Annotated in this window: 20 protein-coding genes; 9 read left to right on the top strand and 11 right to left on the bottom strand. The window is 66.5% G+C overall.

Annotated elements, in window-relative coordinates:
* Positions 1 to 281 precede the first annotated feature (281 nt).
* Positions 282 to 1,112 carry a penicillin-binding transpeptidase domain-containing protein gene (locus ACERNI_RS08040; protein ID WP_448832851.1) on the top strand — a complete coding sequence of 277 codons (831 nt, stop codon included), beginning with the start codon at positions 282 to 284 and terminating at the stop codon, positions 1,110 to 1,112.
* A gap of 82 nt (positions 1,113 to 1,194) precedes the next feature.
* Here the strand turns inward: ACERNI_RS08040 and ACERNI_RS08035 are convergent, their stop codons facing one another.
* A complete protein-coding gene (locus ACERNI_RS08035; protein ID WP_448832739.1) occupies positions 1,195 to 1,821 on the bottom strand; it encodes a TetR/AcrR family transcriptional regulator in 627 nt (208 codons plus the stop codon).
* A 339-nt stretch (positions 1,822 to 2,160) separates the two neighbouring features.
* On the opposite strand from ACERNI_RS08035, the gene ACERNI_RS08030 reads away from it, so the two are divergent.
* The 3 genes from ACERNI_RS08030 to ACERNI_RS08020 all read left to right on the top strand — a co-directional run bounded on the left by ACERNI_RS08030 (position 2,161) and on the right by ACERNI_RS08020 (position 4,857).
* The gene (locus tag ACERNI_RS08030; protein ID WP_448832738.1) at positions 2,161 to 2,919 is read left to right on the top strand and encodes an SDR family NAD(P)-dependent oxidoreductase; all 759 of its coding nucleotides are present in this window, start codon (positions 2,161 to 2,163) and stop codon (positions 2,917 to 2,919) included.
* A 142-nt stretch (positions 2,920 to 3,061) separates the two neighbouring features.
* Positions 3,062 to 3,856 carry an enoyl-CoA hydratase/isomerase gene (locus ACERNI_RS08025; RefSeq protein ID WP_448832737.1) on the top strand — a complete coding sequence of 265 codons (795 nt, stop codon included), beginning with the start codon at positions 3,062 to 3,064 and terminating at the stop codon, positions 3,854 to 3,856.
* Between the two features lie 215 nt (positions 3,857 to 4,071).
* The gene (locus ACERNI_RS08020; protein WP_448832736.1) at positions 4,072 to 4,857 is read left to right on the top strand and encodes an enoyl-CoA hydratase/isomerase; all 786 of its coding nucleotides are present in this window, start codon (positions 4,072 to 4,074) and stop codon (positions 4,855 to 4,857) included.
* An 89-nt stretch (positions 4,858 to 4,946) separates the two neighbouring features.
* On the opposite strand, the gene ACERNI_RS08015 is transcribed toward ACERNI_RS08020, so the two are convergent.
* The 5 genes from ACERNI_RS08015 to ACERNI_RS07995 form a co-directional block, all read right to left on the bottom strand.
* Positions 4,947 to 6,842: an AMP-binding protein gene (locus tag ACERNI_RS08015; protein WP_448832735.1), complete on the bottom strand. Its 1,896-nt coding sequence runs from the start codon at positions 6,840 to 6,842 to the stop codon at positions 4,947 to 4,949.
* Positions 6,843 to 7,124: 282 nt separating this feature from the next.
* Positions 7,125 to 8,681: an acyl-CoA synthetase gene (locus ACERNI_RS08010; RefSeq protein WP_448832734.1), complete on the bottom strand. Its 1,557-nt coding sequence runs from the start codon at positions 8,679 to 8,681 to the stop codon at positions 7,125 to 7,127.
* Between the two features lie 193 nt (positions 8,682 to 8,874).
* The gene (locus tag ACERNI_RS08005; protein ID WP_448832733.1) at positions 8,875 to 10,101 is read right to left on the bottom strand and encodes an ABC transporter substrate-binding protein; all 1,227 of its coding nucleotides are present in this window, start codon (positions 10,099 to 10,101) and stop codon (positions 8,875 to 8,877) included.
* A 300-nt stretch (positions 10,102 to 10,401) separates the two neighbouring features.
* The gene (locus tag ACERNI_RS08000) at positions 10,402 to 11,508 is read right to left on the bottom strand and encodes an acyl-CoA dehydrogenase family protein (RefSeq protein WP_448832850.1); all 1,107 of its coding nucleotides are present in this window, start codon (positions 11,506 to 11,508) and stop codon (positions 10,402 to 10,404) included.
* Positions 11,509 to 11,834: 326 nt separating this feature from the next.
* The gene (locus ACERNI_RS07995) at positions 11,835 to 12,605 is read right to left on the bottom strand and encodes a hypothetical protein (protein ID WP_448832732.1); all 771 of its coding nucleotides are present in this window, start codon (positions 12,603 to 12,605) and stop codon (positions 11,835 to 11,837) included.
* 151 nt (positions 12,606 to 12,756) lie between these two features.
* Between ACERNI_RS07995 and ACERNI_RS07990 the strand changes: the two genes are divergently transcribed.
* Together ACERNI_RS07990 and ACERNI_RS07985 are read left to right on the top strand one after the other, a co-directional pair.
* Complete coding sequence (locus tag ACERNI_RS07990; RefSeq protein ID WP_448832731.1) at positions 12,757 to 14,316, top strand: AMP-binding protein; 1,560 nt, start codon at positions 12,757 to 12,759, stop codon at positions 14,314 to 14,316.
* A 4-nt stretch (positions 14,317 to 14,320) separates the two neighbouring features.
* A complete protein-coding gene (locus tag ACERNI_RS07985; RefSeq protein ID WP_448832730.1) occupies positions 14,321 to 15,283 on the top strand; it encodes an NAD(P)H-dependent flavin oxidoreductase in 963 nt (320 codons plus the stop codon).
* Positions 15,284 to 15,468: 185 nt separating this feature from the next.
* Here the strand turns inward: ACERNI_RS07985 and ACERNI_RS07980 are convergent, their stop codons facing one another.
* From ACERNI_RS07980 to ACERNI_RS07960, 5 genes are all read right to left on the bottom strand, one after another.
* Positions 15,469 to 16,242: a ferredoxin--NADP reductase gene (locus tag ACERNI_RS07980; protein ID WP_448832729.1), complete on the bottom strand. Its 774-nt coding sequence runs from the start codon at positions 16,240 to 16,242 to the stop codon at positions 15,469 to 15,471.
* Positions 16,243 to 16,577: 335 nt separating this feature from the next.
* Positions 16,578 to 17,366, bottom strand: a complete 789-nt coding sequence (locus ACERNI_RS07975) for an ABC transporter ATP-binding protein (RefSeq protein WP_448832728.1) — start codon at positions 17,364 to 17,366, stop codon at positions 16,578 to 16,580.
* An 85-nt stretch (positions 17,367 to 17,451) separates the two neighbouring features.
* On the bottom strand, positions 17,452 to 18,264 hold the full coding sequence (locus tag ACERNI_RS07970; protein ID WP_448832727.1) for an ABC transporter ATP-binding protein: 813 nt from the start codon (positions 18,262 to 18,264) through the stop codon (positions 17,452 to 17,454).
* Positions 18,261 to 20,129, bottom strand: coding sequence for an ABC transporter permease (locus ACERNI_RS07965; protein WP_448832726.1), 1,869 nt, complete (start codon positions 20,127 to 20,129; stop codon positions 18,261 to 18,263). The genes ACERNI_RS07970 and ACERNI_RS07965 overlap by 4 nt, the downstream gene beginning before the upstream one ends.
* A 133-nt stretch (positions 20,130 to 20,262) precedes the next feature.
* Positions 20,263 to 21,456, bottom strand: coding sequence for an ABC transporter substrate-binding protein (locus ACERNI_RS07960; protein ID WP_448832849.1), 1,194 nt, complete (start codon positions 21,454 to 21,456; stop codon positions 20,263 to 20,265).
* 526 nt (positions 21,457 to 21,982) lie between these two features.
* Here ACERNI_RS07960 and ACERNI_RS07955 point away from each other — a divergent pair.
* The 3 genes from ACERNI_RS07955 (at position 21,983) to bcsS (ending at position 24,839) form a co-directional block, all read left to right on the top strand.
* Entirely contained in the window at positions 21,983 to 22,192 is a 210-nt protein-coding gene (locus tag ACERNI_RS07955; protein ID WP_448832725.1) for a cold-shock protein, read from the top strand.
* Positions 22,193 to 23,148: 956 nt separating this feature from the next.
* On the top strand, positions 23,149 to 23,427 hold the full coding sequence (gene infA, locus ACERNI_RS07950) for a translation initiation factor IF-1 (RefSeq protein WP_132001785.1): 279 nt from the start codon (positions 23,149 to 23,151) through the stop codon (positions 23,425 to 23,427).
* A gap of 614 nt (positions 23,428 to 24,041) precedes the next feature.
* Entirely contained in the window at positions 24,042 to 24,839 is a 798-nt protein-coding gene (gene bcsS / locus ACERNI_RS07945) for a cellulose biosynthesis protein BcsS (protein WP_448832724.1), read from the top strand.
* Positions 24,840 to 24,997: the final 158 nt, after the last annotated feature.

Genomic DNA, 24,997 nt, shown 5'->3' with positions numbered 1-24,997 from the left:
AGCGCAAGGGGGACGGCGCCGCGTGCGACGGCGCACGGGCGGATCGCCAGGGACGCGACAGGATTGGGATGTTGCAGCGATTGCCGGCCAGGCGGAGCCGTCTGGCCGGCAAGAGCGCGCGCAAAACAGGCAACGCTGGCGTATTTCCGGATCCATAGTGACCGGAAGCTGCCCTGGCGACGCAATCCGTTTTGAAATCCGTTTTGACGGCGTCCCTGGAGCATCCAATGAGCAGAGTATGGTTTGACGGCGCGATCGCGGGTTCGCGCGCCGCCGGATTTATGGCGGCGGCCCTGCTGGCGGCGATCCAGCTGGCGGCTCTTCCGGCCTCGGCGCAGCCGGCGGGCAAGGCGTCCGCGCCCCGGATCGTTGATCGTTGCGTGCTGGTGGTGGATGCGGCCAGCGGCGCGCGCGTGCACCGCGAAGGCGATTGCGGCGCGCGTCATGCGCCGCAGTCAACCTTCAAGATCCCGCTGGCCCTGATCGGCTTCGAGGCGGGCCTGCTGGCTGGTCCGCACGATCCGGTCTGGCGTTACGACGGGACGTTCGAGGCGCCGGAACGCGACCGCAAGGATGTGGACCCGGTGATCTGGGAGCGCGATTCGGTGGTCTGGTTCTCGCGTGAGCTGGTGAAGCGGCTGGCGGCGCGCGATGGGGCGGGCGCTTTCGGCGCCTGGGTCGGCCGGCTGAACTATGGCAACCAGGATGTCTCGGGCGATCCAGGGAAGAACAATGGTCTGACCAACGCCTGGCTGTCGTCTTCGCTGAAAATTTCTCCGGAGGAGCAGGCGGCGTTTATCAACCGCCTGTTGCGCAACGATTTGCCGGCTTCGGCCCGGGCCATGCAACTGACCCGCGACGTCCTTCCCGAATTCGCCGCCAGCGACGGCTGGACCATCCGCGGCAAGACGGGAAGCTCCGCCTGGATGAAAACCGCGGACGGGCGGCAGGGCCATGGCTGGTTCGTCGGCTGGGCGCGCAAGGGCGAGCGCACGCTTGTCTTCGCCGTTCACGAAACGGTCCGTAACCTGCCGCCGGGCGAGTATGTCGGCCCGCGCCTGCGCGCCGCGACCCTGCGCGACTTCTCCGGCTGGCTCGAACGGGGCAAGTGACAATGGACGCCGCGTCGCTGATGGGGCTGGCGCGAATCCAGGTCTGGCTGGCCGGTTTCGCGTCAGGAAAGGGCGGCGAGCTTCAGGCCGCCGGCGTGTTGCCCTTGCGGACGTAGCGCAGCACGCCGATGACGTGGCGGGCGACGTCCGCCGGCGACATGTGCGATGACGGGCGATACCAGATCACCGCGCTGTTCAGCGCGCCGAGCACATGCAGGCGGAACAGGTTGCGGTTGACGTCGTCCGGCAGGTCCAGCGGCTCAATCAGGCTGTCGAACAGCCGGTCGTGCTCGTCGCGGGACTGGATAAGGCGTGGGCGCACGCCCAGCAGGCTGGGCGGGAATTTCACGTCAAGCACTGCCGTCCGGTCTCCGGTCAGCAGGGTTTCACAGTGGGCGATGGCGGCGGCCTCCAGCCGGGCCCAGGCACCCTCGACGCCTTCAATCGCTTTTTGCACCGCTTCCGACACCATGCGGATATTGGCGTCATAGACGGCGACGAACAGCTCTTCCTTCGAGGCGAAATGGTAGTACAGCGAGCCCGAGAGCAGGCCGGTGGCGGCGGCGATCTCACGCATGGAGGCGCCTTCAAAACCACGGGCGGCGAACAGTTTGCCGGCTTCCGTCAAAATCTGCTTGCGGCGCTCCGCTGCGCCCGCGTCGGCGCCACGCTCATTGTCCTTGCGCATACGTCCCGTCGATCTGGCCATGCAACCTCCACTACGCGCCACGCCGCGCCCGGGGAAAGGCGCGCCAACGCCAGACCTGGCCCGAATCAGCCGGGGCGTCGTCCTTTGTCTCTGTCCTGACGCGATTTTCTGGCGCCGGCCGCTGGTGCGGCGCGCCTGAAAATGCCCTGGCGGCAACCTCCGGTCGCGGGGGGCGCGACGGTGCTGCGACATCAGTCTAACAAACGATAGGTTGACGGGCTAGCGGCATTGACCAATATCGTTTCGCCTCTTGGTCTTCCATCCCACATCGGTTACAGGCCAGTGGAACTGAACAACGCGAGAGGCGCCTTCGCCAATCGCGCGACGGAGAAGAGTGGCATGGATATCAACGGCGTTTCCGCGATCGTCACCGGCGGTGGTTCGGGCCTCGGCGAGGCGACGGCCCGGGCGCTGGCGGCGAAGGGCGCGAAGGTCGCCATCGTCGACCTGCAGGATGACAAGGCGGCCCAGGTCGCCGCCGACATTGGCGGCATTGCCGTGCGCGCCGACGTCACCAGCGAGGCTGATATTCGCGCCGCCCTCGCGGCCGCCGCCAGCGCCCATGGCGTCGTGCGCGTCGCTGTCAACTGCGCTGGCGTGGCGCCGGCCGCCCGCGTGGTCAGCAAGAAGGGCGTCCATGCGCTCGACATGTTCCAGAAGGTCGTCAACATCAATCTGATCGGCACCTTCAACGTCATCCGCCTCGTGGCCGAGGGTCTGATGGAGGCTGAGCTGCGCGACGGCGAGCGCGGCGTCATCGTCAACACCGCCTCGGTTGCGGCGTTCGACGGCCAGATTGGCCAGGCCGCCTATGCCGCCTCCAAGGCCGGCGTCGCTGGCCTGACCCTGCCGGTCGCCCGTGACCTCGCCCAGTATGGCGTGCGCGTTTGCACCATCGCGCCGGGACTGTTCCTGACGCCGATGCTGCTGGGCCTGCCGGAAGAGGCGCAGAAGAGCCTTGGCGAGCAGGCGCCGTTCCCCTCGCGTCTCGGCAACCCGTCGGAATACGCCAGCCTTGCGGTGCAGATCGTCGAGAACTCGATGCTGAACGGCGAGACCATCCGCCTCGACGCCGCCATCCGCATGGCGCCGCGCTGAGGCTGCGCCGGCAGGGCGGACGCCGCCCTGGGCAGGTTCTGCGCCTCCTGAGGCGCGCGTATCGGGCGGAGCGCTCCTGAAGGGGGCGTCCGCCATTGTGGAAGGCGCGGTCCCCTGCGGGCCGCGTCGCAGGGGAGGAAACATGACGCTCGAACGCATGAAGCTGACCATCGATGGCCCGGTCGCCATCCTGGCGTTCAACCATCAGGAAGTGCTGAACGCGCTGTCGCCCAAGCTGCTGCAGGACTTCAACACGGCGCTCGACACCATTGAGGACCCGGCCAGCGGCGTGCGCTGCCTGGTGCTCACCGGCGAGGGCCGCGCTTTTTGCGCCGGCGCCAACCTGCAGGGCGACATGGGCAAGCGCGACGGCGGCAAGATCGACGCCGGCGCGGCGCTGGAAACCGTCTACCACCCGATCCTGCGCCGCCTGCGCAACCTGCCGTTCCCGATCATCACCGCTGTCAACGGCCCGGCCGCTGGCGCCGGCATGAGCTTCGCGGTGATGGGCGACCTGATCGTCGCGGCCCGCTCCGCCTATTTCATGCAGGCGTTCCGTCGCATCGGCCTGGTGCCGGACTGCGGCTCCACCTGGCTGCTGCCGCGCCTGATCGGCCGCGCCCGCTCGCTGGAGCTGTCGCTGCTCGGTGACCGCCTGCCGGCCGAGAAGGCGCTGGAATGGGGCCTGATCAACCGCGTCGTCGACGACGGCGAGGCGCTGAACGAAGCCCTGAAGCTGGCGACGGAACTGGCCAACGGCCCGACCGTGGCTCTGGGCCTGATCCGCAAGCTGTATATCGAATCGACCGACAACAGCTTCGAGGAGCAGCTTGATCTGGAGCGTCAGTCCCAGCGCACCGCTGGCCGCGCCGAGGATTTCGCGGAAGGCGTCCAGGCGTTTCTCCAGAAGCGCCCGGCCCAGTTCAAGGGCCGCTGAGGCCGAAAGGCGGCGTTCGCAGCCATGCAAACGCCGCGCTGCCTGAATGATCTGAAAGCCCTGGCGAAAGCCGGGGCTTTTTGTTTGACTGGGTATACAAAACAGGTCGGGCGCTTCAGGGCGCGACGCATGGCGCAGCCAACAGGCGCGCCAGACCAGATAACAGGGCGGATATCCGGTTCAGCTGAACGGATCTTGCGCCATGGGGAGGACGCATGAACTTCAAATATATGAAGCTGACCCTCGATGGTCCGGTGGCCGTGCTGGCGTACAACCGGCCAGAGGTGCTCAACGCCATGTCGCCGGAATCGCTGGCTGAATTTGGCGAGGCGCTCGACGTTATCGACGATCCGGCCAATGGCGTGCGCTGCGTGGTGCTCACCGGCGAAGGCCGCGCTTTCTGCGCCGGCGCCAATCTGCGCGAGCGCGCCTCCGGGAATGCGCCTGAAGCGGGGGCTGTGCTCGATACGTCCTACCACCCCATCCTGCGCCGGCTGCGCGACCTGCACTGCCCGCTGGTGACGGCGGTCAACGGACCGGCGGCGGGCGGCGGCATGGCGTTCGCGCTGATGGGCGACCTGGTCGTTGCTGTCCGCTCGGCCTATTTCATGCAGGCGTTCCGCCGCATCGGCCTGGTGCCGGATTGCGGCTCCAGCTGGCTGTTGCCGCGCCTGATTGGCCGGGCCCGTTCACTGGAGCTGTCGCTGCTGGGTGGGCGTCTGCCGGCGGAGAAAGCCCTGGAATGGGGCCTGATCAACCGCGTTGTCGACGACGGCGAGGCGCTGAACGAAGCGATGAAGCTGGCGCGCGAACTGGCCAGCGGCCCCACCGTGGCGCTCGGCCTGATCCGCCGGTTGTATGCGGAATCGAGCGAGAACAGCTTCGAGGAGCAACTTGACCTGGAGCGCCAGTTCCAGCGCCGCGCCGGGCGGGCCAGCGATTTCGCCGAGGGCGTGCAGGCGTTTCTGGAAAAGCGGCCGGCGCAGTTTACCGGGCGTTGAAGGGCGTTTTGTCCTGAGGGGCAGGTTCCGCGAACATGAAAAAGGGCGCCCGCTGGAGCGCCCTTTTCCGTTTTCTGCGCCAGGCAGGCTTATTCGGCTGCTACCTGCGCGCCTTCCGGCAGGGTGCGGGCGTCGAGCACGATCACCTCGGCGTCCGGTTGGGGGGCGAACAGGCGCTGCACCAGATCATCGCGACGCTCCAGCGCGGCGCGCTGGTTGATGTAGCCCTTGTCGGTGATCTCATTGCCATCGACGGAGGGTGGCTCGGACATCAGCAGGGCCCGGGCGATGCGGGTGCTGGAGCCGGGGTTCTCCGCGTTGTAGGTCTTCAGGCCGTCGCGCACGGTGGCGATCACCGCCGGGTGACGGATCAGTTCCTCGGCGCCGGCTTCCGGCAGCCCGGCGATCTGCCGGCAGGCCAGGACGTTGGGGAACACCAGCAGGGCGATGTAATCCTTGTCCTGGCCGGCGACCACCGCGTCCTGCGCCGCAGGCGACATGGCGGCCACGGCGGCGACGCGTAGCGAGCCGACATGGACGAAGGTGCCGGTCATCAGCTTGAAGTCCTCGACGACGCGGCCGGCGAAGACGAGGCCTTCCTCCGGGCGGTTCGTGTCGACCATCACGCCGGCGTCGCCGATCTTGTAGAAGCCTTCCTCGTCGAACGCCTTCTCCGTCAGCTCCGGCTGGCGGTAGTAGCCGGGGGTGACGGTGACGCCGCGCAGGCGCAGCTCATACTTGTCGCCGACCGGAACCATCTTCAGCTCCATGCCCGCGAAGGGCAGGCCGATGAGGCCGACGCGCTCGGTCTCCCAATAGGTATAGGTGGCGGTCGGCGCCGTCTCGGTGCAGCCCCAGCCGGTGGAGAACACATAGCGCTTGCCGGTGTACTTCACCGCCAGGTTCTGCATGCGGGTGTACAGGTCGTCCGGCAGGGTGGCGCCGCCATAGCCGAGCTGGCGCAGGTCCTTGAAGAACGCCTCGCACAGTTCGGAATCGCGCTCCATGGCCGACACCAGCGCGGCGAAACCGGCGGGCACGCTGCCATAATAGGTCGGCGAGACTTCGCGCAGGTTGCGGATGGTTTCGTCAAACTGGCCGGGGAGGGGACGGCCGTCGTCGATGTAGAATGAGCCGCCGTCGGCCAGCACCGAATGGAAGGTGGAGTTGCCGCCCATGGTGTGGTTCCAGGGCAGCCAGTCCAGCACCGTACGCTTGGTCTCGGCCGGGTCGCGCGGGCAGGCCTGCTGGCCCATGGCGACGTTGGCGGTCATCATCTCCTGGGTGTTGATGACGGCCTTCGGCATGCCGGTGGAGCCGGAGGTGAACAGCAGCTTGCCAATGGTCTGCGGGGTGATGGCGGCGATCGATTCCGCCACGGCGCCGGTTACCGGCGTTTTCTCCAGGTCGGCGTAAGCGAGGCTGTCGATGCCGGGGGCCGGGCGCTCCACATGGATGACGGTGACGCCCGCGAGGTCCAGGGTCTTCAGGGCGTTGGCGAAGGCCGGGCCGTCCTGAACCATGATGACGCCAGGCGTCAGCAGGTTGAACACATGCCTCAGCTTGGTGAAATCCTGGCTCATCAGCGAGTAGCCCGGCGACACCGGCGCAGCCGGCAGGCGCGCCTGCATCGCCGCCTGGGTCATCAGGGCGTGCTCGATCGAATTGCCGCTGAGAATCATCACCGGGCGGTCTTCGGCCAGCCCGAGGTTGAGCAGCGCCTGGGTCAGGGCGTCGACGCGCTGCTTCGCCGCGCCGTAGGTCACCTTCTCCCAGTCGCGATTGGGGCCGCGACGCTGGGCCAGCCACACCGCGTCGGGCGCCTCGACCGCCCATTGCGCCAGAAACGCCGGGATGTGCCGCTCATAAGCCTGAAGCGGAATACGCTGCCGCATGATCATGGAGCCGTCGGCGCGCCGCTCAAGGTCGATGTCGCGCGGCATGAAGTTCAGTTTGTGGAACGGCGGCAACTGGCTTCCGGCCATGGCGTCTCTCCTGCAGACCTTTGCTGGACAAGCATCAACCGCCGCGCCGGATTGAAAGCGCGCCGCCGTGCCCAGTCATTGTGGTCGCAGACGATATATCCGAATGGCGGTACACGCCAGTACTTCGCCGGAAATGCTGATGAAAACGTCCATTCGCCCAACGCCTGGCCGGGTGCGTTTCTGGGGCGGGCAACAAAAAACGCCCGGGTTTCCCCGGGCGTTTTCAGATGGCGTGATCCTTGCTGTAATCCTGGCCGTGATCTTTGGCGTTATCGCGCCGGATCAGGCGACGGCGGCCGGGCCCTTGGCCTCCTTCGGCCAGTAGCGGTCGCGCAGGATGCGCTTCATCAGCTTGCCCGTCGGGGTGCGCGGCAGCTCCGGATCGAAGTCGATGCTCTTCGGGCATTTGATGGGCGACAGCTTCGTGCGGCAGTAGGCCATCAGCTCGGCGGCGAGTTCGGGGCCGGCTTCATAGCCGGCGGCCGGCTGCACCACGGCCTTCACTTCTTCGCCCATCTCGGCGTTCGGCACGCCGAACACGGCGGCGTCGGTGACGGCCGGGTGGCCGATCAGCGCGTCCTCGGTTTCCTGCGGGTAGATGTTCACGCCGCCGGAAATGATCATGTAGGACTTGCGGTCGGTCAGGAACAGATAACCGTCCTTGTCGAGGTAGCCGACGTCGCCGAGCGAGGACCAGCCCTGCGCGTTGTAGGCGCCCTTCGTCTTCTCCGGGTCGTTGTGATAGCTGAATTCAGGCGCGCCGGCGAAGTAGATCTGGCCGATGTCGCCAGGGCCTTCCAGTTGGCCGTCCTCGCCGAGGATCTTGATCTCGCCGACCAGGGCGCGACCGACCGAACCAGGGCGCTCCAGCGCTTCCTTCGAGTTGATGATGGTGACGCCATTGCCCTCGGAGCCGGCGTAGTACTCCAGGATGATCGGTCCCCACCACTCGATCATCGCCTTCTTGACGTCGGCGGGGCAGGGCGCGGCGGCGTGCACGGCGCTCTTCAGCGAGGAGATGTCGTACTTCGTGCGGATGTCATCGGGCAGCTTGAGCATGCGGATGAACATGGTGGGCACGAGCTGCGAGAAGGTGATCCTGTGCTTCTCGACGAGGCGCAGGTACTCCTCGGCGTCGAACTTCTCCATGATGATCGAGGTGCCGCCATAGCACATGATCATCATGTTGAAGCGCATCGGAGCCGCGTGATAGAGCGGCGCCGGCGACAGATAGACGGTCTCGCTGTTGGCGCCGCACATCGTGCCGACAAGCGCGTTCAGGAACGGGTTCAGATCGGTGATCGGCGTGCCTTCGAACGGCTTCTTCACGCCCTTGGGACGCCCGGTCGTGCCGGAGGAATACAGCATGTCGGGGCCGGTCACCTCATCGGCGATCGGCGTTTCCGGCATGGCCTTCACCGCGTCCTCGAACGAGCGGAAGCCGGGAGCGACGCCGCCAATCATCAGGCACACCGTGTCGGGGCTGAGCTGCTTGCGCAGCTCTTCGGCGCGGTCGGCGAACTTGATGGAGGTGATGAAGACCTTCGCGCCGCAGTCGCCGACGATATAGGCGATCTCTTCGGGCTGCAGATGGGTGGAAATCGCCGTGTAGTACAGGCCGGCGCGCTGGGCGCCGAAAGCCACCTCGTAGAAGCGGGCGCTGTTTTCCAGCACGAACGCCATGTGGTCCTGCGGCTTCAGGCCAAGGGACCGGAACAGCTGGGCGACCTGGTTGGAGCGGGCCTCAAGCTGGCCATAGGTCACGGTCTCGCCCGTGGCGGCCATGATGTAGGCGGGTTTGTCCGGATTGGTCCGGGCGTGAATGGATGGATGCGTCACTTGGGCCCCCTCACGGTCTTGAAGGTCTCGAAATTGTTGGCGCGGGTTGCGCGTAGCGGATCAACGGGCCGCGATGTTGCTGGCGCCATCTTTCCGCGCTGGCGTTGACAAGCACGAACGCACGCGATGCGCAAGGCGTCAGACCGCCGGACGGGCGATCCAGCCTGTTGGCGGATCGCCCGTCCGGTTGTCCTTACTTGATAAGCGGGCAGCCGCCTTCGTTCACCGGACGGATCATTTCATCGCCCGGAATGCTGCGGATGACCTTTGCCAGGTCCCATTCGGACTTGACCTCGGACGGCGCCTTCACCTCGAGCAGGAGCATGTCGCGGATAACGCGTCCGTCCTCGCGCAGCTTGCCGTTCTTCGTCATGAAGTCGTTGATCGGCAGTTCGCGCATTTTCGCCATGACAGCCTTCGCCTCATCCGTGTTGCCGGCGTCGATCGCCTTCAGGTAGTGCGACACGGCGCTGTAGACGGCGGCCTGGGTGTGCGCCGGCGGGCGGCCCATCTTCGCCTCATAGCGCTTTGAGAAGGCGCGGCTGGCGTCGTCGGCGTCCCAGTAATAGCCGGCGAGGAACACGGCGCCCTGGGCCAGCTCGGAGCCGATGCCCTTTGCGTTGATGATGGTGAAGATCGGCACCGCCAGCTTGACGCCCTTGCGGGTGACGCCGAATTCGGCCGCCTGCTTGATGGAGTTGGTGGTGTCGGCGCCGGCGTTGAGCAGCGCGAGCACCTGGGCGTCGGCGCCCATGGCCTGCATCAGGAACGACGAATAATCGTTGGTGGCCAGCGGCGCGCGCACCGCGCCGACGACATTGCCGCCGTTCAGCTTCAGCGTGCGGGTCATGTCGTCCTGCATGGCGTGACCGAACGCGTAGTCGGCGGTGAGCAGGAACCAGTTCTTGTGCGTGTCGTCGAGCAGGGCCTTGGCCAGGCCCTTGGCCAGCGAGTAGCTGTCATACAGCCACAGGGCGCCGTTCGGCGAGCAGGCCTTGCCGTAGAGATCGGCGTGGGCCGAGCCGACATGCAGGGCGACGCGGTTGGTGTCCTGGACGAGTTTCTGCATCGCCAGCGACACGCCCGAATTCGCCATGTCGACGAAGGCGTCGACCTTGTCCTGGTCGATCAGCTTGCGGGCGTGGGCGAGGGCGACGTCAACCTTGAGCTGGTGATCGACGGAAATCAGCTCCACCGGCTTGCCGGCGGCCTTGCCGTTGTGGTCGTCAATGGCCAGCTGGGCGGCGACGACGGAGCCCTTGCCCGAGGTGTCGGAATAGGCCGACGACTGGTCGTTCATGACGACGATGCGGACGACGTTGTCGGAGATTTCTGCCTTCGCGGCAAATGGCGCTGCAAGCGGCGCGACGCACGCGAGCGCGGCGATGGCGCCCAGCAGGCGCGTTTTGAATTGGTTCATCAGTTCCCCCAGCGCGCTTTCGCGACGCGTATCATGACCTCTGGCTTCCGCGCGCTGACAACGTCTGGCGCGGAGCCTGGCAGCCTGCCGCCGGTCTCCGTGGAACTGTTTCTTCCCTGTGCGCGGTCCATGTCGTCGCGCCGTGGAGCAGGGCGGCCGCCTCAACTGACGCGTTGAGGGGCAGCTGCCTGATCCAGACGCGGACGCCGGATGCGCTTGTCGCAGAGGCCCGCCGGAACTTCAGGAAGTCCCGGCGGCCAGGCTGGCGCGGCGACCCGCGCGCGCCAGAAGATGCCGGCGTCAGATGTTGCGGCCGATCAGCTCTTTCATGATCTCGTTGGCGCCGCCGTAAATGCGCTGCACGCGGGCGTCGGTCCACATGCGGGAGATCGGGTATTCGCGCATGTAGCCGTAGCCGCCGAACAGCTGCAGGCACTCGTCCATGACCTTGCCCTGGGTGTCGGTGGTCCACCATTTCGCCATCGCGACGGTCTCCACGTCGAGCTTCTTCTCCAGCACCAGCGCGGTGCAGTGCTCGACGAAGGCGCGGGCGACGCGGGCGTGGGTCTTCACCTCGGCCAGCTTGAAGCGGGTGTTCTGGAAGTCGGCGATGGTCTTGCCAAACGCCTTGCGGTCCTTGACGTATTCCGCGGTCAGCTCATAGGCGCGCTCCATGGCGGCCACGGCCTGCACGGCGATGATCAGGCGCTCCTGCGGCAGCTGCTGCATCAGGTGGATGAAGCCCATGCCCTCGCGCTCGCCGAGACGGTTGGCGACGGGCACGCGCACGTCGTCGAAGAAAATCTCGGAGGTGTCGGCGGCGTGCTGGCCGATCTTGTCGAGGTTACGGCCGCGACGGAAGCCTTCAACCTTGTCGACCTCGACCATGATGAGCGAGATGCCCTTGGCGCCCAGCGACGGGTCGGTCTTGGCGACGACGCAGATCAGGTTGGCGGTCTGGCCGTTGGTGATGAAGGTCTTCTGGCCGTTGATGACGTATTCGTCGCCCTCGCGGCGGGCGGTGGTCTTGACGCCCTGCAGGTCGGAGCCGGTGCCCGGCTCGGTCATGGCGATGGCGCCGACCAGTTCGCCCGAGGCCATGCCCGGCAGCCAGCGGTGACGCTGCTCTTCGTTGCCGTAGCCATAGACATAGTGGGCGAGAATGCCGGAGTGCACGGAATTGCCCCAGCCGCCGACGCCGGCCTTCACCTGCTCCTCAACCAGCACCTTCTCGTGCAGGAAATTGCCGCCAGCTCCGCCGTACTCCTCCGGGATCGAGGCGCAGAGCAGGCCGTACTCGCCCGCCTTGTTCCAGATCTCGCGATCAACGACGCCCTGGTCTTCCCAGCGCTCCACATGCGGGACGCACTCGCGCTCGAAAAAGCGGCGGGCGGTCTCGCGGAACATCGCGACGTCTTCAGGCTCATTGGCAAGGGCAAACTGGCTCACGGCGTTTCCTGTCTTGCAGTGCTCCCGCGCATCCCGGGCGTCCGCTGCATGGCGGACTGCGCGAGGGGCTGCTGCGGGAGGCAGCGGATCTGGGCTGACCTATATCTATCTAACACTTGCTTGACAATTGGGCCCGGGGATATGGGCAGGGGGCATGGCAAGGCGCCCGGCCGGGAGGCTGGGGAAAGGTTCTGGCGAAAGGTCCTGGCGGGAATCTGGACCGGAACCGGACCAGCGCGCGAGGGGCGCCCGCCGGATCGCCCGCCCGCGTTCGCGCCTGCCTGTCAGCCCTGCTGACCTTGCGCGCCAATGGCGATGGTGGCCACCTCGTGGGTGCGATTGCGGATACTGAACACCGCCGTGCCCGGCTCCAGGCCGCGGCGCACTTCGGACAGGTTGAAGCTGCCGGCGAGGCGGGCGTGCAGGCTGGCGATGTCAGCGGCGCGCCACGAAACGCCCCACAGTTCGTCGTCTTCCGCCGCCTTCGCCGGGTCCTCGCGGCTCGCCACCTCGATTTTCATGTCGCCGCAGCGGAACAGGGTGACGCGCGCGCCCATCTGCTGGAAGGTGCGGTCGAAGCGCAGGCTCAGGCCCATCCGGGCGCCCCAGAAGGCCATGGCGCGTGTGGGGTTGGCCGATCGCAGCACCAGATGGTCGACGCCGACGATGGCGCCGGCTCCGGCGAGGCCGGTTTCCGCCTCGCGCCGCGTGTCGCGGGGCGGCGTCGGCTCCAGCGTCACCGGAGCGCCATGGGTCGCCGCGTCATCGAGGCGCAGGCGGGGACCGTCCGGGCCGTTCTCCCGGGTCCACGCCACGCCCCGGTTGTCGAGCAATCTGGCGGCGCGCCCCAGGTCCTCGACGCCGAAGGCCATGCCGCACAAGCCGCGACAGGTCGCGCCGGCCGGCTGGAGCAGCACATCCGTGTTGGCGAGGCGGAAGCGGGCGCTGTCGGCGTCGCGCGCGTGGGGCTGGACGCCGAACAGTTCGGCGTAGTCGGCGCAGGCAGTCGCTGGATCGGCCACGGAAATATCGATGCGGTTGAGCTGCTTGATCATGACGCTTCCTCTTTGCCCGACAGGGTCGTCGCTTCCGGGCCGGACGGCAAGTCGCGGGGGGCGCAAAAATCACATTGCCCCAGACGCGCGGGCAGGCGAAAAAGGCCTCAACATCACCAACGATCCAAAAATCATTCCGGGAAGAAACGTCATGAGTTTTCTGAACGCGCAGCCGACCGTCGGCGCACAGACCCTGCGCGCGCTGGCGCGCTATCCTGACCGGACCGCCTTCGTCACCGAAACCGGCAACATCTCTTACGCCCATGTCATCGACATGCTCGGCCGCATGCAGGCGGTGCTGGCCGGGCTGGGGCTGCCGCGCGGCGCCGGCGTCGCGGCGCTCACCTCCAACCGTTGGGAAACCTGGTGCCTCACCCAGGCGGCGCAGGCGTCCGCCCTGTGCACCACGCCGCTGCATCCGCTCGGCTCGCTGGAGGACCATCTGGACCAGCTGGCCGACGCCGACATCCAGGTGCTGGTGGTGGACGCGGAGACCTACGCGGCCCGCGGCGCCGATCTGGCGCAGAAGGCCAGCGGCGTGCGCCACGTGCTGACCATCGGCAAGGCGGATTATGGCATTGACCTGATGGCCGCCGCCGCGGCGGCTGGCTCCACGACCCCGCGCGATCTGGCGCGGCCGGATGATTCCTGCGTCATCGGCTACACCGGCGGCACCACCGGCAAATCCAAGGGCGTCTGGCGCGACCATCGCAGCGCCGCCGCCATCAGCCCGGCGATTCTCGCCGATTTCGAACTGCCGGACACGCCGCACTACCTGGCTGTCGCCCCCATCAGCCATGTGGCGGGCACCAAGGTGATGCCGACGCTGATGCGCGGCGGTTCGGTGACGCTGATGAAGAGTTTCGATCCCGAGCGGGTGCTGCAGACGATCGCGCGCCAGCGCATCAACTTCACGCTGCTGGTGCCGACGATGATCTATGTGCTGCTCGATCATCCGGGGCTCGACAAAACCGACCTGTCGTCGCTGGAGCTGCTGCTCTACGGCGCCTCGCCCATGTCGCCGACGCGGCTGCTGGAGGGGCTGGAGCGTATTGGTCCGGTGTTCTCGCAGCTCTACGGCCAGTCCGAGTGCTATCCGGTTTCCGTGCTGCGCAAGGCCGATCACGATCCGGCGCGGCCGGAACTGTTCGCCTCCTGCGGCTTCCCGCTGTCCAATTGCGATGTGGCGCTGCTCAATGAGGACGGCGAGCGCGTGGCGCCCGGCGAGGCGGGCGAGATCTGTGTGCGCGCGCCCCAGGTCATGGGCCGTTACTGGAAGCGCCCGGAGCAGACGGAAGAGGTTTTCCGCCACGGCTGGCTGCACACTGGCGACGTCGCCCGGGCTGACGAGCGCGGCTATCTCTATATCGTCGACCGCATGAAGGACATGATCGTCACCGGCGGCTTCAACGTCTATCCGCGTGAGGTGGAGGACGCCATCACCAGCCATCCCGCTGTCGCCATGGCGGCGGTGATCGGCGTGCCGGACCCCAAATGGGGCGAGGCGGTGAAGGCCCTGGTGGTGCGCAAGGCTGGCGGCGACGTGACCGATGAGGAACTGATCGCCCTGGTGAAGCAGAAGAAGGGATCGACCCAGGCGCCCAAGTCCGTGGAGTTCATCGATGAACTGCCGGTGACGCCCGTGGGCAAGGTCGACAAGAAGGTGCTGCGCGCCCGCTATTGGGCCGGCCAGCAGCGCATGGTGGGCTGAGACGATGCTCGACAGCAAGATTCGTGGCCGGCTGCGTCTGCCGGTCATCGCCGCGCCGATGCTGCGCGTTTCGGGGCCGGACCTGGTGGTCGCCGCCTGCCGCAGCGGCGTGGTGGGCTCATTCCCCACCGCCAACGCCCGCACGGTTGAGGAGCTGGACCAGTGGCTCCAGGACATCGCCGCGCGGTCGTCTGCGGGCGGGGCTACCTACGCGCCCTGGTGTCCCAACCTGATTATCCGCCAGCCGCGCATGCAGGACGATCTGGCCTGCCTGGTGCGCAACCGGGTGGAAATGGTCATCACCAGCGTCGGTTCGCCGGCGGGGGTGGTGAAGCCGCTGCACGACATTGGCGCGCTGGTGCTGGCTGACGTGGCGACGGTGAAGCACGCGGAAAAGGCGCTGGAGGCGGGCGCCGATGGCCTGGTTCTGCTGACCGCCGGCGCTGGCGGCCAGACCGGCTGGATGAACGGTTTCGCGTTCGTGCGGGCGGTGCGGGCGATGTTTGACGGGCCGGTCGTGCTGGCCGGCGGCGTCACCGACGGCGCCTCGCTGCTGGCCGCCGAGGCGCTGGGCTGCGACCTGGCCTATATGGGCACCCGCTTCATCGCCACCCATGAGAGCATGGCGGCGGATTCCTACAAGCAGATGCTGGTATCGTCCTCCATGGACGACGTGGTGCTGACCAAAGCCTTCACCGGCTTGCAAACCAACATGCTGCGCCCGTCGATCCTGGCCGCCGGGCTCGATCCGGAGCGGCTGGACGAGCAGGTCAGCGCCCAGACAGCCAAGGAAATGTTCGGCGGCGGCTCGCAGGCGCCGGGGCCGAAGCGCTGGGTCGATATCCGCAGCGCCGGCCATTCGGTTTCCGGCGTGCGCCAGGTGGAGCCGGTGGCCGCGCTGGTCGACGAAATGGCGGCGCAATATGAGGCCGCGAAGGCCAGCATGCGGGCAGCCCTGGCCTCGTGAGGCCACAGACTGGCCTCCCGCCAGAACCTGGCGAACGGACCCGCCAGAGGTTTCGCAAGGTTTCGCCAGGCGTCTGAAGCCTGGCGCGATCTGGAAACAGGTTCCGGAAAACAGAACGCCAGCCCGTCGGGCTGGCGTTTTTTTCGCTCGGTCTGTGCGGCGCGGCCCATGCGGGCCACGGGCCCTTACTTTTCCACGAACGCCTTCTCGACCACGAACTGGCCGGCCTCGCCGTGGTTGCCTTCGACGAAGCCCGCCTCCAGCAGCATGGTCTTCAGGTCGGCCAGCATGTGCGGGCTGCCGCAGATCATGGCGCGGTCTTCCTCGGCCGAGAGCGGAGCCAGGCCAAGATCCTCATAGAGCTTGCCGCTCTGCATCAGCTCGGTGAGGCGGCCGGTGTTGCGGAAGGCTTCGCGGGTCACCGTGGGGTAGTACAGCAGCTTCTCGCGGGCGTCCTCGCCCAGGAATTCGTCCTGCAGCACGGCGTTCACCAGCTTCTCGCCATAGGCCAACTCGGACACGAAGCGGCAGCCGTGGGTGAGAATCACCTTGTCGTAGCGGCCGTATATCTCCGGGTCGCGAATCAGGCTGGCGAATGGCGCCAGGCCCGTGCCGGTGCTCAGCAAATAGAGGTTGCGGCCGTTCTCGAGATTGTCGAGCACGAGGGTGCCGGTCGGCTTGCGGCCGATCACAATCTCATCGCCCTCCTTCAGGTGCTGGAGGCGCGAGGTGAGCGGGCCATCCTGAACCTTGATGGAGTAGAATTCGAGCTCCGGGTCATAATTGGCGCTGGCGATGGAATAGGCGCGCAACAGCGGCTTTCCGTTCACCGGCAGGCCGATCATGATGAACTCGCCATTGCGGAACCGCAGGCCATCGTCACGGGTGGTGCGGAAGCTGAACAGGGTGTCGTTCCAGTGGCGAACGGCAAGGACTTTTTCCGTATAGAAATTGCTCATCTCTCATCCACGAACTGGCGGACACGCGCCGCATCGCCGCGCTGGGGAGCCCCGGACGCCTGGCGGAGCAGGAGGGGTAACACAGGGAGGCCGCGCCGCTCAATAATTTCCCGATCGTGCGCGGGAAAAGATTTTAAATTGGCGACTTGGCCGTGAAATAGAACGAATCCATTCTGCGCCGGGGCGGCGTGAAGAAATATTTTTCTACCCTGCTTCGCGAGCTTCGGGAATCTCCGCCCTCGATGACGCTGGCGTATTTTTACCCCGGACGCTGCCCCAGACCGGCCAGCTCCATCGCGACGCTGGCGGCCAGGCGCGCGCCATATGTTTGCGGGCTACACCGCCAGCAGCGCGTCGCGGGCGTCGGGGTCGGCATCCAGCTCCGCCATGGTGCCGGAAAAGCGGCTTTCGCCGCCGGCCAGCACATGCGCCCGGTCTGCCAGCAGGCGGGCGAAGTTGAGGTTCTGCTCGGCGACCAGCAGGCTGAGGCCTTCGCGTTTCAGCGCCAGCAGGGCCGCCGCCATGTCCTCGACAATGCGCGGCGCGAGGCCCTCCGCCGGTTCGTCCAGCAGCACCATGTGAGGGTTGCCCATCAGCGTGCGGGCGATGGCCAGCATCTGCTGCTCGCCGCCGCTCATGGCGCCGCCGGGCCGATCGCGCATACGGCCAAGGTTGGGAAACAGCTCGAACAGCCGCTCCGGCGTCCATTGCGGCGCGCCCGGGCGGGGCGGCTGCCGGCCGGTCTCAAGGTTCTCATCCACCGTGAGGTCGGTGAAAATGCGCCGGTCTTCCGGCACATAGCCAAGGCCGCGCCGGGCGATGGCGAAGGGCGGCATCGGGCCAATGTCGGCGCCGCGAAACTCCAACTGGCGGGCGCTGCGCCGCACCAGCCCCATGATGGCGCGCAAGGTCGTGGTCTTGCCGGCGCCGTTGCGGCCCAGCAATGCGACGATCTCCCCCGGCCCGACGCTGAGGCCGACGCCGTGGAGGATCTGGGCCTGGCCATACCAGGCGTTGAGGCCATCGACGCGTAGCCCGTCCGCGTCCGGCGCGCTGGCGGGCGAAGAACTGGAGGGAGGAGAACTGGCGGGCGGCGGGCTGGACGGCAGTTGCTGTGCGGCCATGCATGCTTCCTTGATATTCATCGAAGAGAAGCGGAGAGGGCTTCCCGGATAATGGGGATGATGTGCTTATACTGGAAAACGACTGTCATGAAGACGGGGTTACCGCCCGCGGATCGCCGGCGGTCGCCGCGAACAGCACCCCGTCGCCCAGATAGGCGGCGCGCACCGCCGCGCTGTCGCGCACCTGCGCCGGCGCGCCGCTGGCGATCAGCCGGCCGCGATCCAGCACCAGAATCCGGTCAGCATGGGCGAAAACCGCATCCATGTCATGCTCGGTGAACAGGACGCCGATGCCCTGCTCGCGGGCGACGGCGGCCGCCGTCCGCATCAGGGCGGCGCGATCGGCCGGGGCCATGCCGGCGGTGGGTTCGTCCATCAGCAGCAGGCGCGGCGCGCCGGCCAGGGCGATGGCCAGCTCCAGCCGCTTCACGTCGCCATAGGCCAGTTCGGCTGCTGGCCGCTCGGCCTGGGCGGCCATGCCGGCCAGCGCCAGCAGGCGCATGGCGTCGTCGCGGGCGATGTTCCGCCCCGCGCCCCAGGGGCGCATGATCTGCCCGCGCGCCGCGGCCAGCGCCGTCTGCACGTTCTCGCGCACGGTCATGGAGGCGAAGGTGGCGGCGATCTGGAAGGTGCGGCCGACGCCGGCGCGAAAGGCGCGCGCCGGGCCGGCGCCGGTGATGTCGCGGCCGGATAGCAGCACGCGCCCGGCGTCCGGTCGTAACTGGCCGTTGATGAGATTGAAGCAGGTGCTCTTTCCCGCGCCATTAGGGCCGATCAGCGCGACGATCTCGCCGGCTGCGACCGAGAAGCTGACGTCGTCCACGGCCCGCACGCCGCCCCAGGCTTTGGCGAGGCCTGTCGCTGCGAGCAGGGGAGGCGCATTCATCGCTGCCGTCATGGAGGCTCTCCATGGCCAGGCCGTCGCTTCGTCAGCCAGCGGTCGCGCCACTGGTTGATGACGCCGACAAGGCCGCGCGGAAAGGCCAGCACCACGACGAGGATCACCAGACCAAGCGCCAGCTTCGACCATTGCGTCTGGCTGAGCAGCCAGATCGACAGCGCCTTGTAGGCGACGGCGCCCGCCAGCGGCCCGAGCGTGGTCTGCACGCCGCCGAGCAGCACCATGACCAGGGAATCGACGGATACGGGAATGGCCAGCGTATCCGGAAACACGCTGCCTTTCAGGAAAGCGAACAGGGCGCCCGCCACAGCTGCGCCGGTTCCGGCGATGGCGAAGGCGCACCAGCGCATCAGTCCTGGACTGACGCCAATGCTGGCGGCGCGCCGCGCCTCGTCGCGCGCGCCGCGCAGGCCATAGCCGAACGGTGAGAACACGATCACCCGGCTGGCGCCGATGACCAGCACGGCAAGGCCCAGGGTGAGCCAGTAGAAACCCGCCGGCTGCGCCGCGAAGCCGGTTGGCCAAAGGCCGAGCACGCCATTGTCGCCGCCGGTGACATCGACCCACTGGAAGGCGATGGACCAGAGAATCTGGGCGAAGGCCAGGGTCAGCATCGCCAGATAGACGCCGGAGAGGCGCGCCGCCGCCAGCGCGAACAGGCCAGCGCCAGCGAGCCCCGCCAGCGGCGCCAGGGCCAGCGCCGCGCCCATGCCGAGGCCAAGCCCCTTTACGGCCAGGGCCACGCCATAGGCGCCCAGGCCGAAGAACGCCGCATGGCCGAAAGAGGCGACGCCGGCGACCGACAGCAGGATATGCAGGCTGACCGCCAGAATGGCGAAAATCAGCGTCTCGGTGGCGGCGATGACCAGATAGTCGCCGCTGACGAAGGGCAGCGCCGCCGCGGCGAGCACGAGCGCCGCCATGGCGAGGCGCCCCGCGCCGCCAAGTGGTCGCCACGGGCGGGCCGACGTGGCGGCGGGCGGGCGCTGGGCGACGTCGGGCCGACCCAGCAACCCCCACGGGCGCACGGCCAACACGGCGGCCATCACCAGGAAGATGATGACCAAAGAGATTTTCGGAAACAGCAGGATGCCGAAGGCGTTGAGCTGGGCAACCAGAAGGGCGGCGACAAACGCCCCGGTGATGCTGCCGAGGCCGCCGATGACCACCACGACGAAGGCGTCGACGATGATGCGCAGATCCATGTGGTGGTTGACGGATTCCCGCGGCAGTTGCAGCGCGCCGGCGAGAGCGGCAAGAAACACCCCGAGGGCGAAAACGCCGGTGAACAGCCATTTTTCGTTGACGCCGAGGGCCGCCGCCATCTCCCGGTCCTGGGTCGCGGCCCGCACCAGAACGCCGAAGCGGGTGCGGTTGAACAGCAGCCACAACAGGCCCAGCGCCACGGGCCCCAGGGCGATCAGGAACAGGTCCCAGGTTGGGATCATCTGGTCGAACAAGGCCACGGAGCCGGTGAGGCCCGGGGCGCGGCGTCCCACCAGTTCATCCGGCCCCCACAGCATCACCACCAGATCGGCGGCGACCAGCGTGAGGCCGAAGGTGGCGAGCAGCTGGAACAGCTCCGGCGCCTGGTAAATGCGCCGCAGCACGAGGATCTCGGCCAGCGCCCCCAGCGCCGCCACGGCGGCGGCGGCCAGCAGCACGCCGCCCCACCAGCCGAAGGCGCCGGACAGGCGCTCGGTGAGCGACCAGGCCACATAGGCGCCGATCATGTAAAAGGCGCCATGGGCGAAGTTCACCACGCGGGTGACGCCGAAAATGATCGACAGGCCCGAGGCGACCAGAAACAGCGACGCGGCGCTGGCGAGGCCGGTCAGAAACTGGGCGATCCAGAAACTCATGTCCGGCAGGCCACTGTCACGCTCCGCTCCCCGGATGCTGGCTCCAGGCAGGGTGAACGCCGCCCGGCGTGAAGGCAATGCATCAGGAGCTGGTGGTTCGGTTCCGGCATTCCCGCGCCGGCTGTTGCGCCGCTCAGTTGCCCGCCGGGCGCATTTTGGCGGCCTCGGCTTCGGACGGCAGGTAGTCCTCACCCTTGCGATAGGCCGGGTTCATCATCACGCCCTTGCCGTCGCGCACGCCCGTGACGCCGATAAAGGCGCCCATGGTGGACTGGTGATCGGCGGGGCGGAAGGTGATTGGCCCAAAGGGCGTGGTCAGCGACAGGCCGCGCCCCGCTTCAATCAGCTTGTCAGCGTCCGTCGCGCCGGCCTTGCGCAGCATGGCGGCGGCCGAATGCATGGCGCTGTAGCCAATGATCGAGCCAAGGCGCGGGTAGTCATTGAAGCGCGCCTGGTAGGCCTTCAGGAACGCCGCGTGCTCCGGCGTCTTGATGTCGTACCAGGGATAGCCGGTGACGATCCAGCCGGCCGGGGCCTCGTCCTTCAGCGGATCGAGATACTCCGGCTCGCCGGTGAGGAAGCTGACCACCGCGCGGTCCTTGAACAGCCCGCGGGCGTTGCCTTCGCGCACCAGCTTGACCAGGTCGGGGCCGAACATGACGTTCAGGATGGCGTCCGGCTTCGCCGCGGCGATGGCCTGGGTCACCGGGCCGGCGTCGATCTTGCCCTGGGGCGGCCATTGCTCGGCGACCCATTCAATATCCGGGCGTTTTTCCGAGAGCAGCTTCTTGAAGACCGCGACGGCCGACTGGCCATATTCATAGTTGGGCGCGATCACCGCCCAGCGCTTCGCCGGCAGCTTTGCCGCTTCCTCCGCCAGCATGCGGGCCTGCATGTAATTGGAGGCGCGCAGGCGGAATGTATAGGGATTGCCCTGGGACCAGACCATGGCGTCGGTCAGCGGTTCGGCCGCCAGATAGACGATCTTCTTCTGCCTGGCGAAATCGCTGAGGGCGAGGCCGACGTTGGAGAAAAAGGCGCCAACCAGCATCTCCGCCTTCTCGCGGGAAACCAGCTCGTTGGCGGCGGTGAGCGCCTCCGCCGGCTTGCCGCCGTCATCGCGGGAAATCACCGTCAGCTTCTTGCCATTGATGCCGCCAGCGGCATTGACCTCTTCAACGGCCAGCTGCCAGCCCTTCCGGTATGGCTCGGTGAAAGACGGCAGGGTGGAATAGGAATTCAGCTCGCCAACGCGAACCTCACCAGAAAGCTGGGCTTCCCCCGCCGTAACCGCCGGCCCCGAAAGCGCAAGCGCGGCGAATGCCATCGCCATGGTCTTGCGAAACTTCATGCGTCTGCTCCCTGCGGCGGTCATGTCCCTGCGGTGGTCATGCCCCTGTGGCGGTCATGCGCCTGTGGCGGTCATGGGCCGGCGGGCGTCCGCGCGCCCGGCCGGCTTCTCCGCCCGACAGCCTCTAGCAAGCCGGGGCGCCGCCCGCAACAAGCTGACTTTCGCGCCTGGATCATGGGACCGGCGTCCCAGGCTGAATCGCACGGCCGGAGCGCGGCGGGCAAGCGTAGCGGACAAGTGAGGCCGACAAGTGAGGCCGACATGGGGCAGGCGCATCCGTCTGCCCCGGTGTCGCGATGTGGATGGAAGCGATCAAGTATAGATAGAGTATTTTTAGAAATAATTCTTGAGCCGATCGTTTTTAGTTGATATTAATTTCATGTCGTTAGCTGTGGTGGCGACGAAATTGGCTACAAGATGCAGTGTGGGGCGCTTTTCCGGCCGCGCTGGTGGCGGCGTACTGAAGAAATGTCGACCCGCATATGGATCGAAAGGACGATCAATGCAGACTGGCACCGTCAAGTGGTACAATGAGCAGAAGGGCTATGGTTTCATCCAGCCGGATGCTGGCGGCAAGGATGTGTTTGTGCATGCGACGGCGCTTGAGCGCGCCGGCATGCGCGGCCTGATGGAGGGGCAGAAGGTTGGTTTTGAGGTCGAGGTCGACCGGCGCACGGGCAAGCAGGCCGCGGGAAGTCTCCAGCCCGCCTGAGCGTACCCTGGCGGCAGCTCCACGTGCATTCATTATTGAGCGATGCGTCTCTCTTGTGTCGGTATGCTTGCGGGGTTGAGAGATTATTCAGGCATGATGATTGTATATCTGGTGTTATTACGGGAGCGCGCCTGCATCTGGCCAGATGAGCCGGGAGAGCGCTTTGACATGAGAACACGCTGATATGGAGTGGTTCCGTCCAGGATGGTTCACGTGGACAGCAATCGCTTCCGGGTGTTGCGTCCAGTAATGTCAGGCAAGAGCGCATCGGGTTCGTGAACCGCACCTGGTCGTGCGTTTGACAGCGTTCCCCGCTGGTCAGCGGTCGTTCAAACTCCGGAAAACAGCAGCCGGCGCTGGTCCATAGTGGCGGTAACGGCTCTGGCGCTTCCGTTCAGTCGTGAACTGTCGGCGATATCGCGTCGGCGGGGCCCTGGCTCCGCCGACGTCGCATTCTCTGCGGCCGCCGTATTGTTTCACCGGCAGTGCGAGGTTTTCGCGCCCATGCCTGAAGGTGTGGCTTGTTATTGGGGTCTGCTGTTGATGCGTGCTGTTGAGGCTCTGGCCGGCTGGAGTTCTTGCGGGCGGGGCCGGGTTCTGGATGGGCTGCCGGGGGCAGGCGCGCGATGCGCTGTCGCCAGCATGGTCGCCTCCAGTTGGGTCGCGCCCGGCGGCGCTGGTGCATGCGGGCGCTGCGGTCGGCGGCTATTCTGCGCGCCTGTCGTAAATATTTGATACTGCGGATTGCCCAGGCACTTTATATTGCAGCCGATCTGCGCCATATAGGCGGGCAAGCAACCGGGCGTTTATGAGCGCCCGCACCACGCGTCGGGCTGACGGCGCCGGGCTTTCGCCTGTCCCGCCGTCCATTGCGTTGACGCCTGCATGTGCTGTCAGGCTGTTTTCCGGGCGGATGCAGGAGCGGGGGTACCCCGTATGATGCGAGAAGAGACTGTATGGCCAAGGAAGAACTGATTGAATTTGATGGTCTCGTCACCGAGATCCTGCCGGACGCCCGTTTCCGCGTCCAGCTTGAGGGCGGTCATGAGGTGATCGCCTATACGGCGGGGCGCATGAAGCGCAACCGCATCAAGACGCTGGCCGGCGACCGGGTTACTGTTGAGATGTCGCCTTACGACCTGGACAAGGCCCGTCTGGTCTATCGCCACAAGGACGAGCGTCCAGGTGGTCCTGGCGGCCGTCCGCCGCAGCGTGGCGGTTTCCGTCGCCGCTGATTGCTCCGGACGGGCTCGCCGTCCGGACAGCACAAGACGCGCAGGCGATCCGTTTCGGGTCGCCTTTTTTGTTGGTCAGCCCTCCCGCCGGCGATGGCCGGGGGCGGCGCCGTTGTCCATTGTTCCCTGCAGGGGGCTGGCAGGACAGGCTCCGGCAGGACACTCTCTGACAGGACGCATTCTGGCAGGGCGTTCCCTGGCAAGAGGTTCCCTGGCAATGCGTTTCGCGCCCGGCATTGGCCGCCTCGTCGCGGAGATGTTCGCAGACCCGCAATTGCTGGGTTTTCTTCCTGCCCGACGGGATCGGGCTTCCCGTCAGACGCCGGGGTGATTCGGGCGTCCGGCTGGCTGGCGCGCGGTTTTCGCGCGCCAGCGCTTCAATCGTGGCGACTTGTGACAGGTTTGCCGAATGTCGCACAGATCGCAGGACTTCAATCCCAGAAAGTGTGACTGGCGGTTTTCATTGAAACTGTTGACGTTTGGCTGTGTGTCGATCACGACACCGTGAAAATAGGCCTTAACCTTAACGTCCAGTTAACCAATCCCGGGCACCCATTGGGCGAGAGGTTTGGTCTGGCGCGTTTCTGCCAGGCTCTCGGATGGGAAGCAGGCAGATGGCATCCGGCAAGGTCGATCACGCGCGTTGTCTCGTTCCAGCCGCCTCACGCGCCGTGCGCGTGGCGGGCGCGACGATGGCCCTGACAGCCCTGGCGGGCGCCGCCCAGGCGGCCGACTGGACGTCCGGCTATGGCTCGGGAAGCGGCGCGCAGCCCGCTGGCTCGATCATCGCGATCGACACCTCGGTCACGGCGACCACCAGCAATTCGATCTTCGCGAATACCTCGGTCACGGCGGCGTTGACTGGCGATCTGGAACAGGTTTCCGGCTGGCGCGCCCGTGTGGAAGGGCAGGTCGGTTCATTCGAATATCGCAGCGACGATACGAAGATCATCGGCAACCAGCAGTCTGGCTCCGCCCTTGTGGGCTATGAATGGGCCGAGCCCGATGTTCACGTGGCCGCCTACATCGGCTTCAACTACCAGAACATCAAGCTGGACCCGGTCGATCCGAGCAACGGCACCCGCGGTCACGGCTATGGTTTGCGCGTGGTCGGCGAGCTGTACGCCAACCCGACGCCCTATACGATGGTGTCGGCATATGGCTCGTACTCGACCCACGCCAACGCCTATTACACCCGTTTCAAGGCGGGTTACGCCCTGTACGACCGCACGTTCATTGGTCCCGAGTTCTCGATGCTTGGCGACAATTTTTACAAGCAGTGGCGTGTCGGCGCGCATATCAGCGGCCTCACATTTGGCCGCTTCCAGTTTGGCCTGTCGGGCGGCTATGTGCGCGACAGCCGGCGCGGGCCTGGCGGGTATGTCCTTGTTGACTCACGCGTGACCTTTTGACCCGTTGGCGTATACTGAATGGCGAGTCATCTACGCCGGATGGACGACGAGACGCAGCTAGCGCGTTGCGCCACTATCTTCTGTTGCAATCTGCGATAATCTGCTGCACTTCACATTTTCGTAATTCTCCGTGAGCCATCAGTCATGGCGGGAGGGGA

The organism is Camelimonas sp. ID_303_24, from assembly GCF_053543495.1.
Note: the sequence above shows the minus strand (reverse complement) of the source record. Positions and strands in the feature narration are given on the sequence as shown.

Coding starts and splice junctions, on each gene's coding strand:
- bcsS (WP_448832724.1), top strand. CDS start 24,042: ATGGCATCCGGCAAGGTCGATCACGCGCGTTGTCTCGTTCCAGCCGCC.
- ACERNI_RS07995 (WP_448832732.1), bottom strand. CDS start 12,605: ATGATCAAGCAGCTCAACCGCATCGATATTTCCGTGGCCGATCCAGCG.
- ACERNI_RS07985 (WP_448832730.1), top strand. CDS start 14,321: ATGCTCGACAGCAAGATTCGTGGCCGGCTGCGTCTGCCGGTCATCGCC.
- ACERNI_RS07970 (WP_448832727.1), bottom strand. CDS start 18,264: ATGACGGCAGCGATGAATGCGCCTCCCCTGCTCGCAGCGACAGGCCTC.
- ACERNI_RS08005 (WP_448832733.1), bottom strand. CDS start 10,101: ATGAACCAATTCAAAACGCGCCTGCTGGGCGCCATCGCCGCGCTCGCG.
- ACERNI_RS07960 (WP_448832849.1), bottom strand. CDS start 21,456: ATGGCATTCGCCGCGCTTGCGCTTTCGGGGCCGGCGGTTACGGCGGGG.
- infA (WP_132001785.1), top strand. CDS start 23,149: ATGGCCAAGGAAGAACTGATTGAATTTGATGGTCTCGTCACCGAGATC.
- ACERNI_RS07980 (WP_448832729.1), bottom strand. CDS start 16,242: ATGAGCAATTTCTATACGGAAAAAGTCCTTGCCGTTCGCCACTGGAAC.
- ACERNI_RS08035 (WP_448832739.1), bottom strand. CDS start 1,821: ATGGCCAGATCGACGGGACGTATGCGCAAGGACAATGAGCGTGGCGCC.
- ACERNI_RS08020 (WP_448832736.1), top strand. CDS start 4,072: ATGAACTTCAAATATATGAAGCTGACCCTCGATGGTCCGGTGGCCGTG.
- ACERNI_RS07965 (WP_448832726.1), bottom strand. CDS start 20,129: ATGAGTTTCTGGATCGCCCAGTTTCTGACCGGCCTCGCCAGCGCCGCG.
- ACERNI_RS07975 (WP_448832728.1), bottom strand. CDS start 17,366: ATGGCCGCACAGCAACTGCCGTCCAGCCCGCCGCCCGCCAGTTCTCCT.
- ACERNI_RS07955 (WP_448832725.1), top strand. CDS start 21,983: ATGCAGACTGGCACCGTCAAGTGGTACAATGAGCAGAAGGGCTATGGT.
- ACERNI_RS08040 (WP_448832851.1), top strand. CDS start 282: ATGGCGGCGGCCCTGCTGGCGGCGATCCAGCTGGCGGCTCTTCCGGCC.
- ACERNI_RS07990 (WP_448832731.1), top strand. CDS start 12,757: ATGAGTTTTCTGAACGCGCAGCCGACCGTCGGCGCACAGACCCTGCGC.
- ACERNI_RS08015 (WP_448832735.1), bottom strand. CDS start 6,842: ATGGCCGGAAGCCAGTTGCCGCCGTTCCACAAACTGAACTTCATGCCG.
- ACERNI_RS08030 (WP_448832738.1), top strand. CDS start 2,161: ATGGATATCAACGGCGTTTCCGCGATCGTCACCGGCGGTGGTTCGGGC.
- ACERNI_RS08000 (WP_448832850.1), bottom strand. CDS start 11,508: ATGTTCCGCGAGACCGCCCGCCGCTTTTTCGAGCGCGAGTGCGTCCCG.
- ACERNI_RS08025 (WP_448832737.1), top strand. CDS start 3,062: ATGACGCTCGAACGCATGAAGCTGACCATCGATGGCCCGGTCGCCATC.